Annotated in this window: 14 protein-coding genes and 1 pseudogene; 12 read left to right on the forward strand and 3 right to left on the reverse strand. The window is 67.2% G+C overall.

The annotated features are described in order from the left end of the window. Positions 1 to 4: 4 nt before the first annotated feature. Genes ACN8ZM_RS19060 through ACN8ZM_RS19070 form a run of 3 tightly spaced genes read left to right on the forward strand, consistent with a single transcriptional unit; the run spans position 5 to position 2,747 of the window. Positions 5 to 1,276, forward strand: coding sequence for a high-affinity branched-chain amino acid ABC transporter permease LivM (locus tag ACN8ZM_RS19060; protein ID WP_043180279.1), 1,272 nt, complete (start codon positions 5 to 7; stop codon positions 1,274 to 1,276). Further along, entirely contained in the window at positions 1,273 to 2,046 is a 774-nt protein-coding gene (gene livG, locus ACN8ZM_RS19065) for a high-affinity branched-chain amino acid ABC transporter ATP-binding protein LivG (RefSeq protein WP_043180278.1), read from the forward strand. Before ACN8ZM_RS19060 ends, livG begins: the two co-directional genes overlap by 4 nt. Then, positions 2,046 to 2,747 carry an ABC transporter ATP-binding protein gene (locus ACN8ZM_RS19070; protein ID WP_043180276.1) on the forward strand — a complete coding sequence of 234 codons (702 nt, stop codon included), beginning with the start codon at positions 2,046 to 2,048 and terminating at the stop codon, positions 2,745 to 2,747. The genes livG and ACN8ZM_RS19070 overlap by 1 nt, the downstream gene beginning before the upstream one ends. Before the next feature lie 82 nt (positions 2,748 to 2,829). On the opposite strand, the gene ACN8ZM_RS19075 is transcribed toward ACN8ZM_RS19070, so the two are convergent. After that, the gene (locus ACN8ZM_RS19075) at positions 2,830 to 3,684 is read right to left on the reverse strand and encodes a LysR family transcriptional regulator (protein ID WP_420212057.1); all 855 of its coding nucleotides are present in this window, start codon (positions 3,682 to 3,684) and stop codon (positions 2,830 to 2,832) included. Positions 3,685 to 3,770: 86 nt separating this feature from the next. Here ACN8ZM_RS19075 and ACN8ZM_RS19080 point away from each other — a divergent pair. The 6 genes and pseudogenes from ACN8ZM_RS19080 to ACN8ZM_RS19105 all read left to right on the forward strand — a co-directional run. Then, positions 3,771 to 4,065 (forward strand): annotated as a pseudogene (locus ACN8ZM_RS19080) (2OG-Fe(II) oxygenase); the annotation flags it as partial. 13 nt (positions 4,066 to 4,078) lie between these two features. Beyond that, positions 4,079 to 5,002 carry a DMT family transporter gene (locus tag ACN8ZM_RS19085; RefSeq protein WP_420212058.1) on the forward strand — a complete coding sequence of 308 codons (924 nt, stop codon included), beginning with the start codon at positions 4,079 to 4,081 and terminating at the stop codon, positions 5,000 to 5,002. A gap of 67 nt (positions 5,003 to 5,069) precedes the next feature. Continuing rightward, positions 5,070 to 5,420 (forward strand): VOC family protein, encoded by a 351-nt coding sequence (locus tag ACN8ZM_RS19090; RefSeq protein ID WP_089452088.1) that lies wholly within the window; start codon positions 5,070 to 5,072, stop codon positions 5,418 to 5,420. Between the two features lie 216 nt (positions 5,421 to 5,636). Beyond that, complete coding sequence (locus tag ACN8ZM_RS19095; protein ID WP_420212059.1) at positions 5,637 to 6,617, forward strand: ABC transporter ATP-binding protein; 981 nt, start codon at positions 5,637 to 5,639, stop codon at positions 6,615 to 6,617. A 4-nt stretch (positions 6,618 to 6,621) separates the two neighbouring features. Continuing rightward, positions 6,622 to 7,449, forward strand: coding sequence for an ABC transporter permease (locus tag ACN8ZM_RS19100; protein WP_205823669.1), 828 nt, complete (start codon positions 6,622 to 6,624; stop codon positions 7,447 to 7,449). Between the two features lie 4 nt (positions 7,450 to 7,453). Next, positions 7,454 to 8,257 (forward strand): ABC transporter permease, encoded by an 804-nt coding sequence (locus ACN8ZM_RS19105; protein WP_043180264.1) that lies wholly within the window; start codon positions 7,454 to 7,456, stop codon positions 8,255 to 8,257. A 118-nt stretch (positions 8,258 to 8,375) separates the two neighbouring features. Here ACN8ZM_RS19105 and ACN8ZM_RS19110 read toward each other — a convergent pair whose 3' ends face one another. After that, positions 8,376 to 9,353, reverse strand: a complete 978-nt coding sequence (locus tag ACN8ZM_RS19110; RefSeq protein ID WP_420212060.1) for a cupin domain-containing protein — start codon at positions 9,351 to 9,353, stop codon at positions 8,376 to 8,378. Positions 9,354 to 9,398: 45 nt separating this feature from the next. Between ACN8ZM_RS19110 and ACN8ZM_RS19115 the strand changes: the two genes are divergently transcribed. After that, positions 9,399 to 10,148 (forward strand): SDR family oxidoreductase, encoded by a 750-nt coding sequence (locus ACN8ZM_RS19115; protein WP_420212061.1) that lies wholly within the window; start codon positions 9,399 to 9,401, stop codon positions 10,146 to 10,148. 82 nt (positions 10,149 to 10,230) lie between these two features. On the opposite strand, the gene ACN8ZM_RS19120 is transcribed toward ACN8ZM_RS19115, so the two are convergent. Then, entirely contained in the window at positions 10,231 to 11,532 is a 1,302-nt protein-coding gene (locus ACN8ZM_RS19120; RefSeq protein WP_420212062.1) for an aspartate aminotransferase family protein, read from the reverse strand. A gap of 84 nt (positions 11,533 to 11,616) precedes the next feature. Here ACN8ZM_RS19120 and ACN8ZM_RS19125 point away from each other — a divergent pair, with 84 nt between their 5' ends. Together ACN8ZM_RS19125 and ACN8ZM_RS19130 are read left to right on the forward strand one after the other, a co-directional pair. After that, positions 11,617 to 12,501: a LysR family transcriptional regulator gene (locus ACN8ZM_RS19125; RefSeq protein ID WP_080741481.1), complete on the forward strand. Its 885-nt coding sequence runs from the start codon at positions 11,617 to 11,619 to the stop codon at positions 12,499 to 12,501. A 380-nt stretch (positions 12,502 to 12,881) separates the two neighbouring features. Continuing rightward, positions 12,882 to 13,823 carry a helix-turn-helix transcriptional regulator gene (locus ACN8ZM_RS19130; protein ID WP_420212063.1) on the forward strand — a complete coding sequence of 314 codons (942 nt, stop codon included), beginning with the start codon at positions 12,882 to 12,884 and terminating at the stop codon, positions 13,821 to 13,823. Positions 13,824 to 13,837: the final 14 nt, after the last annotated feature.

Consider the following 13,837-nt stretch of genomic DNA (forward strand, 5'->3'; position numbering starts at 1 on the left):
GCAGATGAGTCAAGTCATTTCCGTTCGCCGCCCGGCCGCCGATGCTTCGATCGGCCAGACGCTGAAAAATGCCGTGGCCGCCGCGTTCCTGACGGCGATCCTCACGATTCCGGTGCTCGGGCTGCAGTTGAAGCTCGACGGCTATCAGGTGGTGCTCACGCCGCATTGGCGGCCGGTGTGGATCGCGGTCGCGGCCGTGTTCCTGTTCCAGTTGTTCAAGCCGTGGCTCGTGCGCGCGAAATCGGCAGTGAAGCTGCCGGCGATGCCCGCGATGGGCGCGCAGCAGCAGCGCGTGATCGTATGGGTGCTGCTCGCGGTCGGGCTCGTGTGGCCGTTCTTCGGCTCGCGCGGCGCGGTGGACGTCGCGACGCTCGCGCTGATCTACGTGATCCTCGGCCTCGGGCTGAACATCGTGGTTGGTTTCGCGGGGCTGCTGGATCTCGGCTATGTCGGGTTCTACGCGGTGGGCGGCTACACGTACGCGATGCTGAACCAGTATTTCGGGCTCACGTTCTGGGAGTGCCTGCCGCTCGCCGCGATCGCGGCCGCGACGTTCGGCTTCCTGCTCGGCTTCCCGGTGCTGCGGCTGCGTGGCGACTATCTCGCGATCGTCACGCTCGGCTTCGGCGAAATCATCCGCCTGATGGCGAACAACCTGACGAGCCTCACGGGCGGCCCGGACGGCATCTCGGGCATTCCGAAGCCAACCGTGTTCGGCTACGAGATGGCGCGCAGCGCGAGCGTCGAAGGCGCGAAGACGTTCCATGAGCTGATCGGGCTGGAATACAGCGGCGACCACGTCGTCATCTTCCTGTACCTGATCGCGCTCGTGCTCGTCGGCTTCACGCTGTTCGTCACGAGCCGCCTGATCCGCATGCCGATGGGCCGTGCGTGGGAAGCGCTGCGCGACGACGAGATCGCGTGCCGTTCGCTGGGCCTGAACCCGACCCGCATCAAGCTGTCGGCGTTCACGCTCGGCGCGGCGTTCGCGGGCATCGGCGGCGCATTCTTCGCGGCGCGTCAGGGCCTCGTGAATCCTGAATCGTTCACCTTCATCGAATCGGCGCTGATCCTCGCGATCGTCGTGCTCGGCGGGATGGGGTCGCAGCTCGGCGTGATTCTCGCGGCGATCCTGCTGACCGTGCTGCCGGAAGTCGCGCGCGGCTTCGCCGAGTACCGGATGCTGATCTTCGGTCTCGTGATGGTGTTGATGATGATGTGGCGTCCGCAGGGCCTGCTGCCCGCGAGCCGTCCCCACGTGGAGCTGCCGCAATGAGCGCGAATGCAGAACTGTTGAAGGTCGCCGGGCTGCAGATGCGCTTCGGCGGGTTGCTCGCGGTGGACGGCATCGATTTCGACGTGCGTCGCGATGAAGTGTTCGCGATCATCGGGCCGAACGGCGCGGGCAAGACCACGGTGTTCAACTGCGTCGGCGGCTTCTACAAGCCGACCGGCGGCGACGTCGTGCTCGACGGCCACGCGATCGGCGGGCTGCCGAGCCACAAGATCGCGTTGAAGGGCCTGGTGCGGACGTTCCAGAACATCCGCCTGTTCAAGTCGCTGACCGTCGTCGAGAACCTGCTCGTCGCGCAGCATCGCAAGGTGAAGGCGGGGCTGCTGCACGGCCTGTTCGCGACGCCGGCGTATCGTCATGCCGAGAAGGAAGCGCTCGAACGCGCGGCGGTGTGGCTCGACCGGATGGGGCTGACGTCGGTGGCCAACCGGCCGGCCGGCACGCTGTCGTACGGGCACCAGCGGCGTCTGGAGATCGCGCGCTGCATGATCACCGAGCCGCGCCTGCTGATGCTCGACGAGCCGGCGGCCGGTCTCAACCCGCAGGAGAAGATCGAACTGCAGCACCTGATCGACAAGCTGCGCCGCGAGTTCGGCGTATCGGTGCTGCTGATCGAACACGACATGAGCCTCGTGATGGGCGTATCGGACCGCATCCTCGTGATGGAGCACGGCCGGCCGATCGTGATCGGCACGCCGGAAGCGGTCCGCAACGACCCGCGCGTGATCAAGGCGTATCTGGGGGAAGAGTGATGCTGAAGCTGGAACAGGTCCATACGCACTACGGCGCGGTCGAAGCGCTCTCGGGCGTGTCGATCGAGGTAAACAAGGGCGAGATCGTCACGCTGATCGGCAGCAACGGCGCCGGCAAGACGACGCTGATGATGACCGTGTGCGGCACGCCGCGCGCGTCGTCGGGCCGTGTGCTGTTCGAGGGCAAGGACATCACCGGGATGTCGACGCACCAGATCATGCGGCAGGGGATGGCGATCTCGCCGGAAGGGCGGCGCGTGTTCCCGAGCCTGACGGTGCTCGAGAACCTGAAGATGGGCGGCTTCTTCGCGAGCCGTCACGAGATCGACAACGGCATCGAGCACGTGTTCAAGCTGTTTCCGCGCCTGAAGGAGCGCGCGACGCAGCGGGCCGGCACGATGTCGGGCGGCGAACAGCAGATGCTGGCGATCGGCCGCGCGCTGATGAGCAAGCCGCGCCTGTTGCTGCTCGACGAACCGACGCTCGGCCTCGCGCCGCTCGTGATCGCGCAGATCTTCGACATCATCCGCATGATTCGCGACGAAGGCGTCACGGTGTTCCTCGTCGAGCAGAACGCGAACAAGGCGCTCGGTGTGGCCGATCGCGGCTACGTGCTCGAAACGGGGCGCGTGGTGCTCGCGGATACGGGCGCGAACCTGCTCGCGAACGACCGGATCAAGCAGGCTTACCTCGGCGGCTGACGCCGGATGCCGCCGGCCTGCAACGGGCCGGCGGTGCTTCTTCTTGCGCTTTCTCATGCAAGGCCGGTTCCCGGCCTTGTCTTCACGGTCCGATCCTGAACGTGCTTTTCAGTATGTCGCGCAGATGCAGCGCGGCACGATTGTTGTCGTCCGTCAGGATGGTGATCAGGTGCGGCGGGAGATCGGGCAGCACGATCCCGGTGACGTGGCTCGTCAGATTGCCGGACACGCGATCGTGTTCGATGAGGCCGACCGCGAGGCCGTTGGCGATACACGCTTCGACTGCCGGCGAACTGGCGCTCTCGAGCAGCATCCGGTGCGCGATCTTCGCTTTCTTCAGCGCGTTCAGCGCGGTCTCGCGGTACGGGCAGCCCTGCAGTTGCACGGCGATCGGCAGCGGCGCGTCGGGATTGAACTTGAAGGTCCGCGCGGCTACCCACACCGGATGGGTCTTGCTGAGCAGCTCGCCGTGCGGCGGCACTTTCGGTACCACGGCGATCGTGATGTCCAGCTGGCCGCGGGCGAACAGCGACTGCAGCTCCTCGCTGGCGCGCGCTTCGACGGTCAGTTCGAGCAGCGGCCGGTCGGCGGCGAAGCGCGGCAGGAATTCCGCCATGAAGTGCGCGGCGTACGAATCGGGGATGCCGAGGCGCAACTTGCCGGTCAGCATCTGCGGCGACAGCGATTCGACGAGCCGGTCGTGGCTCAGCAGAAACTCGGTGGTGTCGCTCAGCAGCTTGTGGCCGAACTGGGTAAGTTCGACGGCCTGGTTGTTTCGCGTAAACAAGCGCTGCGCAACCATTTCCTCGAGCTTCTGAATCTGCGCGGTGACCGACGACGGGCTGCGATTCACATGAACGGCCGCATCCTTGAAGCGGCCGAGCTTCGCGACGGCGTGGAAGGTGCGCAGCAGGTCGACGTCCAGGGTACGCGGCATGATTTGGTTTTTCCGAATCAGTGATTCAGGTAATGTCGATTGACGGAATTATTGGGCATCCCATATTCTCGGGTCAACAGGCAGGCAACGGCAGGGAGCAGCCGGGCATGCGGCACACCGACGGCCCCCGCGTCGTGCTGAACATCGTGCCGTCGGGTCGATCCGGCTACGACGGCGGAAATCTTCTGTTCTACGAATCGACTGCGGAGACGTTCGACCGCCACGATCGCGAACGCCGGCATTCCGCACACGATCGTCAACTGGCTGGCGCTGCAGCGCGCCTTCAGGCGCGACGCCGAACTGCGGTACCGGCGCCTCGGGCTCGAACCGATTCGCCCGGAGGATCTGGAAGACCCGCGCCTGTCCCCGGTAATTTTCTGAGAACCGTCGCCCCATGCAGCTATTCCTGCTCCAGCTCGTTTTCGTGTTGTCGTGGAGTTCCGGCTTCATCGGCGCCAAGCTCGGCGCGGAGACGGCCGGCGCGTTCAACCTGCTGTTCTGGCGGTTCCTGCTCGTCACGCTCTGTCTGGCGCTCGTCCTCAACCGGCGGCTCGGGCGCCTGACGTGGGAGAAGCTCCGCTATCACGCGGTGATCGGCTTCCTGTCGCAGTTTCTCTATCTGGCCTGCGTGTACGTGGCGATTCAGCATGGCCTGCCGCCCGGCATCGCCGCGATCGTCGCTGCGTTGCAGCCGCTCATCACGGCCGCGATGACGGCGCTGGAAGGCAGCGAGCGCAGCGGGGCGCGCCAGTGGGCCGGGCTCGTCGTCGGGTTCGTCGGCGTGGGGATCGTGATCGGCGGGCAATATGCGCTGCCCGCCGGGTCGGTCGGGCTCGTCATGTACCTGCTGCCGCTGGTGTCCGCGCTGGGGCTGTCGATCGCGACGATCTATCAGCGGCGCCGTGCGCTGACGGCCGCGCGCAGCAACGAGGACGGGCTGTTCCTGCCGCTGTTCGTGCAGGGCTGCGTGAGCCTCGTGCTGTTCGCGGCGTGCGGGATCGTCACGGGCGACCTGCATGTGCCGACCCAGCCGAACGTGTGGGTCTCCGTCGTATGGCTGACGGTGTTCTCGACCTTCATCGCCTACCTGTCGTTGTGGGCGCTGCTCAAGCGCATGCCCGCGACGCGCGTGGCAACCCTCGTCTATCTCGAGCCGCCGGTGACGCTGACCTGGGCCGCGTGGATGTTCGGCGACCGGATCGAGGTGTCGACCTATCTCGGCATCGTCGTCGTCGCGATCGGCGTGTGGCTGGCCGGCAAGCAGGGCGAGCGGCCGGCGCGGGCGCGGCGGGCGGACATGGAGGCGGCCGGCCGCTGACGCCCCTGGTCGCGCGCGCGGTTCCGGTGTAGCGTCGCGGTACTGTCACGCCCCGTGAAGGAACCCGATGAAAGTCAAACGGATCGTCGCCAATATCGACACGCGATCGGTCGACGACGCCAAGCGCTTCTACCAGCGGATCTTCGGCCTCGACTTGCTGATGGACCACGGCTGGATCGCGACCTACGGCAACGACGAGCAGATGGACGTGCAGATCAGCTTCGCATCGCAGGGCGGGGCGGGTACGCCGACGCCCGATCTGTCGATCGAGGTCGACGACGTCGATGAAGCGCTCGCGCGCGTGCATGCGGCCGGGATTCCGGTGGAATACGGCCCGGCCGACGAGCCTTGGGGCGTGCGGCGTTTCTATGTGCGCGATCCGTTCGGCAAGCTCGTCAACGTGCTCGCGCATCGCTGATCCGGCACGCCGGGCTGGCCAATCGGCTGCGTTTGGGTAACCCGTCCGATTCGATACCCACGCGACGACGCGGGTTACGCCTGGTAGCTCGCTCCGCGGCAACGCAACCGCTCATGCTGCGATTCGTTGCGCAGCCCCATGATAAGATCGCGCGCTTTCCGCGCCGGCACCGTCTGCCCGACGGCCGCGGGCCGCTAACGAACCCGCGAGGATCGCATGTCCCAGATCATCGTCGAAGGCCTGGCGAAGACCTACCGCATCGCGGAGCGGCAGCCCGGCATGCTTGGGCTGCTGCGCCGCCGCTGGCGTGAAGTCGAAGCGCTCAAGGACGTCAGCTTCAGCCTGCGGCACGGCGAGCTGCTCGGTTTCATCGGGCCCAACGGGGCCGGCAAGTCGACCACCATCAAGATCCTGTCCGGCATCCTGCGGCCGACTTCCGGCAAGGTGGTCATCGACGGCCGCGTGCCGTTCGACGACCGCATCGCGCACGTCGCGCGCATCGGCGCGGTGTTCGGGCAGCGCAGCCAGTTGTGGTGGGACCTGCCCGTCATCGACGGCTTCGACCTGCTGCGCGACATCTATCGCGTCGATCCCGGCGCCTACCGCCGCACGCGCGACGCGCTCGTCGCGATGCTGCGCCTCGACAGCCTGCTCGACCAGCCGGTACGCCAGTTGTCGCTCGGGCAACGGATGCGCGCCGAAATCGCCGCGGCGCTGCTGCATGAGCCGCCGATCCTGTTTCTCGACGAGCCGACCATCGGCCTCGATGCGCCGTCGAAGCTCGCGGTGCGCGAATTCGTCAAGACGCTGAACCGCGAGCGCGGCGTGACCGTATTGCTGACGACGCACGACATGCACGACATCGAAGCGCTCGCGGAGCGCGTGATCGTCATCGGGCATGGCCGCGTGCTGGCCGACCAGCCGTTCGACGCGCTGCGCGCCGGCGTGCTGTCCGACCGCCGCATCCTGGTCGATTTCGCGGACGAAGCACCGGCGCTCGACATCGCCGGTACGCAGTTGCTGCGACGCGAGGGGCGCACGGCCGAGCTCGCGTTCGATCCGGGCGTCATCGGTGCGCCCGCGCTCGTCGCGCGCATCGCGGCCGAGCATGCGGTCGAGGACATCCGCGTCGAGCAGCCGGCGATCGAGGAGGTCATCGCGCGCTTCTACCGCCTGCATGGCGCGACGGAAGCCTGAGCCGATGGACGTCCTGCGCCCGTACGCCGCGGCCTTCTCGGCACGCTTCAAGACCCTGCTCCAGTATCGCGCGGCCGCCCTCGCGGGCTTCACGACGCAATGCTGGTGGGGCGCGCTCAAGGTGATGATCTATGCGGCGTTCTATCGTCACGCGACGCACGCGCATGCATCGATGACGCTCGAGCAGGTGACGACCTACACGTGGATCGCGCAGGCGCTGTTCGCGCTGCTGCCGTGGGCCGGCGACCCCGATGTCGCGGCCGCGGTGCGGACCGGCGCGGTCAGCTATGACCGGTTGCGCCCGGTCGATACGTACTCGTGGTGGTACGTGCGGGCGATGGCGTGGATGAGCGCGCGGGCGCTGCCGCGGGTCCTGCTGATGTTCGTCGCGGCGGCGATCGCGCTGCCGCTCGCCGGGTTCGGCGAATGGGCCTGGCAGCCGCCGGCGGACGCCGCGCGGGCCGTGCTGTTCGTCGTGTCCGTGATGCTGATGATCGGGCTCGCCGCCGCGTTCGTGATGCTGCTCAACCTGTGTATCGCCGCGACGCTGACCGATCGCGGGATCAACACGCTCGCGCCCGCGTTCGTGATCCTGTTCTCGGGTAACCTGATTCCGCTCGGCCTGTTTCCGGACTGGCTGCAGCCGCTGCTGATCGCCCAGCCGTTCGCCGGGATGCTCGACATCCCGTCGCGGATCTACATCGGCACGCTGAGCGGGGGCGCCGCCTGGGCCGGGCTCGCGCTGCAGGCGTTCTGGATCGTCGCCTTCGTCGCGCTGGGGCGCACGGCGATGCACCGCGTGATGGCGCGGCTTCACCTGCAGGGAGGCTGAACCGATGAATGCCGCCCGCCTGCTGTCCCGCTACTTCGCCACCTCGATCCGCGCCCAGCTCCAGTATCCGGCCTCGAGCCTGATGCTCGGCGCGGGCACGTTCCTGACGACCCTGATCGAGCTGGTCGGCATCTGGGCACTGTTCGACCGCTTCGGCGACGTGCAGGGCTGGCGCTTCGGCGACATCTGCATGTTCTTCGGGATGGTCAGCGTCAGCTTCGCGATCGCCGATTTCATCAGCCGCGGGTTCGACGTGTTCGGCAGCGACTTCATCCGCACGGGCGATTTCGACCGCCTGCTGCTGCGTCCGCGCACGGCCACGCTGCAACTGATCGGCCATGACTTCCGGTTGCGCGTGATCGGGCGGCTGCTGCAGGGCATCGTCGTGCTGGTCGTCGCGACGCGCGCGCTCGATTTCGACTGGAACGCCACGGCGATCGCGCTGGCCCTGTGGACGATCGCCGGCGGCGTTGCGCTGTTCTTCGGGCTGATGGTGCTGCAGGCCACGCTCGCGTTCTGGACCGTCGAGAGCCTGGAAGTCGTCAATGTCGTCACGTACGGCGGCGTTCAGGCCGCGCAGTTCCCGATCAGTCTTTATGCGGGCTGGCTCCGTCATTTCCTGACGTTCGTCGTGCCGATCGCGTGCATCGCGTACTTCCCGGTGCTGGCGATCCTCGGCAAGCCCGATCCGCTCGGCGCGCCGGGCTGGTTCTTGCCGCTCGCGCCGGGGGTTGCGTTCGTGTTCCTGGGCGCGTGCTTCGTCGCGTGGCGGTTCGGGGTGCGCAAATATACGTCGACGGGTACCTGAGCGGCGTGCGCCTGCCTGTTCGTCCGGCGCAACCGGCTGGGGCGCCGACGCGTGTTGATCGATCAGGGAATCCGGAAGCAGGGCACGCAGGTCGCGAGGCAGGGGTTGCGGGTGCGCATTATGCTTCGTTCGCCGCCGCCCGTTCGTCGCGTGCATATTGCGCGGGCGGCCGGCCGACGTGGCGCGTGAATGCGACGCTGAAGGTGCTCGCCGAACTGTAGCCGACGCGCCCCGCGATCTCGGCGATGCGGCCCTCGTTGCGGCGGAGCAGATCCTTCGCGAGCGCCATGCGCCACGTGAGCAGGTATTCCATCGGCGCGAGGCCGACTGCACGGCTGAAGCGATCGAAAAAGGTCGAGCGCGACAGCGCGGCTTCTTTCGCCAGCTCGACGATCGTCCACGGATGCGCCGGGCGTTCGTGCATTCGGCGGATCGCGGCGGCCAGCCGGCTGTCGGCCAGCCCGCGCACGAGGCCGGGCGACGCGTTCGTGCCGGACGTGAAGCGCAGCGCCTCGATCAGCAGTACTTCCAGCAGGCGCGCCAGCACGATGTCGCGCGCGGGGCGCTGCGCACGCGATTCGTCACGCACGAGTTGCACGAGCGTGGTCAGCCGCGGTTCGCCGCGTACGTGTACGAATCGGGGCAAGAGCGAAATCAGCAGCGATGCGTCCGACGAACCGAAGGTGCAGTTGCCGGCCATCATCCGCGTGTCGACCGGGTTGGCGGGATCGCCGATCCGGAATTCGCCGGGGTCGAGTTCGACCGGCGGGGCGGTTTCGACGCCCGGCGGCGGTGGTTCGAGGCTGGACATCGCGACGCCGTATACCGCCGGAATCAGCATGAAATCGCCGGGCAGCAACGCGATCGGCGCGTGCCCGTCGATCGCGATCCGGCACCCGCCGTCGAGGATCGCGCAATAGAACGGCTCGCCTGCGACCGTGCGGCTGATCGACCACGGGCTTGCGCCGCGGATGTATTTCGAGTGCCGCGCACCCGGTTGCAGGAGGGTCACGACTTCGGTCAACGGGTCGATCATCGCCGGACTCTTGCAAATGAAAATCGGATTTTCGATTGTAGCGAATACGGATTCGGCCATCTATCGTACGGACACATGCTCAACACGTCACAGGAGTGAGTTCGCATGAAGACCGTATTGATCACCGGCTGTTCCTCCGGCTTCGGGCTCGAGATTGCCCGCTATTTCCTGGCCCGCGACTGGCAGGTCGTCGCGACCATGCGTACGCCGCGCGAGGACGTGCTGCCCCCGTCGGCGCACCTGCGCGTGCTGGCGCTCGATGTCACGAACCCCGACAGCATCCGCGCGGCGATCGACGCCGCCGGCCCGATCGACGTACTCGTCAACAATGCGGGTTTCGGCGCGGCCGCACCGGCCGAACTGATGCCGATCGACACCGTGCGTGCGCTGTTCGAAACCAACACGATCGGCACGATCGCGGTCACGGAAGCGGTGCTGCCGCAGTTGCGCCGGCGCGGGGCCGGTGTGGTCGTGAACGTCACGTCGAGCGTCACGCTGAAGGTGCTGCCGCTGCTGGCCGCCTATCGCGCCAGCAAGGCGGCAGTTAATGCGTACACCGAATCGGTGGCGCTCGAACTCGAACCGTTCGGCGTGCGCGCGCGTCTCGTGCTGCCGGGCCGTGCGCCCGATACGCGTTTCGCCGACAACGCGCGCGCGCACATGCACGGCTTCGAGCATGAGGCTTATGCGGCGTTTGTCGCGGCGACCTTTGCGCGCCTGGTCGACGAATCCGCGCCGATCACCCATGCGCAGGACGTCGCCGAAGCCGTGTGGCGTGCGGCGACCGATCCGTCCTGCCCGATGCGCATTCCGGCCGGCGCCGATGCCGTGGCGTGGGCGGCGGAAGCAGGCTGATCGATCGCGCGTCCGTCACGCCGATTCGTCGAACCGGTGCGACGGATCGTGCCGAAGCAGGGCAGGGCGTTGCCGCTCCGCGTTACAACGCGCGTGCGATTGCCTGCTCGAGCAACGACAACCCGAGATCGATCTCCGCTTCGCTGACGGTCAGCGGCGGCGCGATCCGGAACACGCCGCCCATGCCGGGCAACTGCACGATGTTCATGCTGAGCCCGAGATTCATGCATTCGCGCGTGATCTTCGCGCCGAGCCCGTCCGCCGGTTCCTTCGTACGGCGATCCTTGACGATCTCGACGCCGAGCAGCAGCCCGCGTCCGCGTACGTCGCCGATGCAGTCGAAGCGTTCCATCAGGTCGAGCAGGCCGCGCCGGAGTCGGTCGCCCATCAGGTTCGCCCGTGCGACGAGTCCGTCGCGCTGCACCACGTCCAGCACGCGCAGGCCGACGGCCGCCGGCAGCGGATCCGACACGTGCGTCGTGTAGAACAGATAGCCGAGTTCGTGCGCGCGTTCCTCGATCTGCGCGGACGTGACGATGGCCGCGAGCGGCAGCCCGGCGCCGAGCGTCTTCGACAGCGTCAGGATGTCGGGTGTCACGCCGTCGCGCTGGCACGCGAACATCGTGCCGGTGCGCCCGACGCCGGTCTGCGCCTCGTCGAGGATCAGCAGCATCCCGCGTTCCTCGCACTTGCGCTTGAGCGCCGCCATATAACCTTCCGGCAACTCGATGATCCCGCCCGAACTGAGGATCGGCTCCGCGATGAAGGCCGCGAGGTTGCCGCTCGACTGGCGATCGATCAGGTCGAACGCGTAGTCGAGTTCGGCGAGGAAGTCGGTGGTGCCGTTGCGCTCGAAGCGTGGCCGGTACGCGAACGGCGCCGGAATCGCGAACGAACCGACCGACGCCGGGCCGACGCCCTTGCGGCCGGCGCTGTACGTGGCCGACGCGGCCGCGCCCGTCATCCCGTGCCACGACTGCGCGAAGCCGACGATCTCGTACTTGCCGGTGACGAGCTTCGCCATCCGGATCGCCGCTTCGTTCGATTCCGCGCCGGTGCTGAGCAAGAGCGCGCGATCGAGCCCGGCGGGCGTGATGTCGGCGAGGCGCGTCGCGAGATCGACGACCGGCCGCGACAGCATTCCGCTGAACAGGTGGTCGAGCTTGCCCGCGTATTCGCCGATCACGGACACGATCTCCGGATGGCTGTGGCCGAGCACCGCGCTCATCTGGCCCGACGTGAAATCGAGGATCGCGCGGCCGTCCGCGTCGTACACGAAGCTGCCTTTCGCGCGCTCGATGATCAGCGGCTCGAACGTGCCGCCGTAGCGGACCAGGTGCTGCCTGGCGTTGCGCCAGAAGGTCGGGTCGTCGTTCAGGGACATCGGGCGTCTCCAGACAAGGGGCAAGGGACAGGGGGCGCTTGCAGTCTAGGCGCGTGTCTGATTTGATGGAAACGAATAGTTCTTATGCAAGGTAGAAAAGGAGCTAATACCTTGGGGCTTTCGCTCGAAATCGACCTGCTGCGCTCGTTCGTCGTGATCGCCGAGGTGCGCGCGCTCAGCCGCGCGGCCGCGCGGGTCGGCCGGACCCAGTCCGCGCTCAGCCAGCAGATGAAGCGGCTCGAGGAGGTCGTCGATCAGCCGTTGTTCCAGCGCACCGGGCGCGGCGTGGTGCTGACCCATCCGGGCGAGCGGCTGCTCGTGCATGCGCAGCGCATCCTGCGGCTGCACGACGAGGCGATGGCCGACCTGTGCGGCACGGGGTTGTCGGGGACGATCCGCTTCGGGTGCCCGGACGATTACGCAGAGGTCTGGCTGCCTTCGCTGCTGCGGCAGTTTTCGAGCCAGCATCCGCAGGCGATCGTCGAAGTCGTATGCGGGCCGACGCCGCGGCTCGTCGAACAGCTGGAGAAACGCGCGGTCGACCTGGCGATGATTTCATTGCCGGACGATGGCGAGCACGACGACATCATTCGCCGCGAGCAACTGGTCTGGATCGGCTATCCGGGGCTCGAACCCGCGCATTTCGATCCGTTGCCGCTGGCGCTGTCCGATCGCGACACGCTCGATCACGTCGCGGCCTGCGATGCGCTCGATCGTGCCGGCCGCGATTACCGCGTCGCGTATGCGAGCAGCAGTCTCGCGGGGCTGATCGCGCTGGTGCGTTCGGGGCAGGCGTTCGCGGTGATGACGCAGACGGCGGTGCCGGCCGACCTGGCGATCGTCACCGGCGATCCGCGCTTGCCGCCGTTGCCGGCCGTGGGCATTGCGCTGAGGTTCGACCGCAAGCGGCCGTCGCATCTGACGGCGGCGTTCGCCGAACATATCCGGCTCACGCTGCCGCTGTTGTGAAGCACGCGGCCGCCGCGATGACGGATCACTCGACCGTCGACGAGGCCGATCTCTTTGCCGAGCCGCGAGCATCGGCCTCCGCCGCTCCATCGCGCACGTGGATCGCTGCCTGCGTGCCCGACAACCTGACCGGGACGGCCGGCGCCACGGAGGACGGGAGGATGGCACGCACTGACCCGGGGTGCCGGCAAGTTGTCAGAAAATGTAAATGAGAGGTATTATCATTTGCGGCAAGTGCCGCGACCGCGTCGTTTCTTTCGATGTCGCGGCCATTTCATTCGATCGGGCGCCTGTCGCGCGGCCCCGGCCCGGCCGGACCATCGGCCGGTTGCCGCCGGCGCGCGCCGTGCCGCGCGTGCCGCCTAACCAACGGACCTCCGATGAGCTCGACCTCCTTCGCTTCGTCACGACGTCATCCACCGGTGCTCGTCCCCGGCAATCATCCGGGCGTGATGCACATCGATGCAGGCATGAAACTCGTGAGCGGCACGCTGTGTTCGGACAGCCGCGACTGGTACGAGGAGCCGCTCGAAAAAGGGCTGAAGCTCGTCCTCGTGCAGAGCGGGCAGTTGCGCTGCCGCGTGCCGGGCCAGCCCGAGCAATGCATCAAGGGGCCGGGCCTGTGCGTGATCGCCAACGACGGCGAATTCACGACGCACCAGATCTACGATCGCGACATGCCGTTGCGTTACACGATCGTGCAGCTCGGCCTCGATGCGCTCGACCGCGACCTGAGCCTGCTGCCGGAGACGATGCTCGCGCCGACGGGCAGCGATCCGCGCATCGTCAGTTGCCCGGCGTCGAAGGCGCTGCAGGCGCTCGCGGTGCAGATTGCAACGTGTCAGTTCGAGGGTGCGGTGCGCGAGTACTACCTGAAGGCCAAGGCCTTCGAGCTGACCGCGCTGAGCGCGCAGTTGCTGGCGACGCAGCGGCAGTTCGCGCCGGCCGACGTACGCGTCACGTCGTCGGACGTGGAGCGCGTGTATGCGGCGAGCGACATCCTGACGCGCGAGCTGCAGCATCCACCGACGCTCGACGCGCTCGCGGGCCGCGTCGGGATGAATTCGCGCAAGCTGACCGCCGGTTTTCGCAAGGTGTTCGGCGCGAGCGTGTACGCGTACCTGCAGGAATACCGGTTGCGGACCGCACACGCGATGCTGTGCGCGGAGGACGCGAACGTGTCGACCGTCGCGTACCGCGTCGGCTACAGCCCCGCGCATTTTTCGATTGCGTTCCGCAAGCGCTACGGGATTTCGCCGAGCGATATTCGTGCGTCGTCGAACGCGATTGACGACGTCGAACTGGAGCGCGCGGCAATCTAAAGCAACTGACCGGC

It is taken from the genome of Burkholderia aenigmatica (genome assembly GCF_048627025.1).
Taxonomy (GTDB): Bacteria; Pseudomonadota; Gammaproteobacteria; order Burkholderiales; family Burkholderiaceae; genus Burkholderia; species Burkholderia aenigmatica.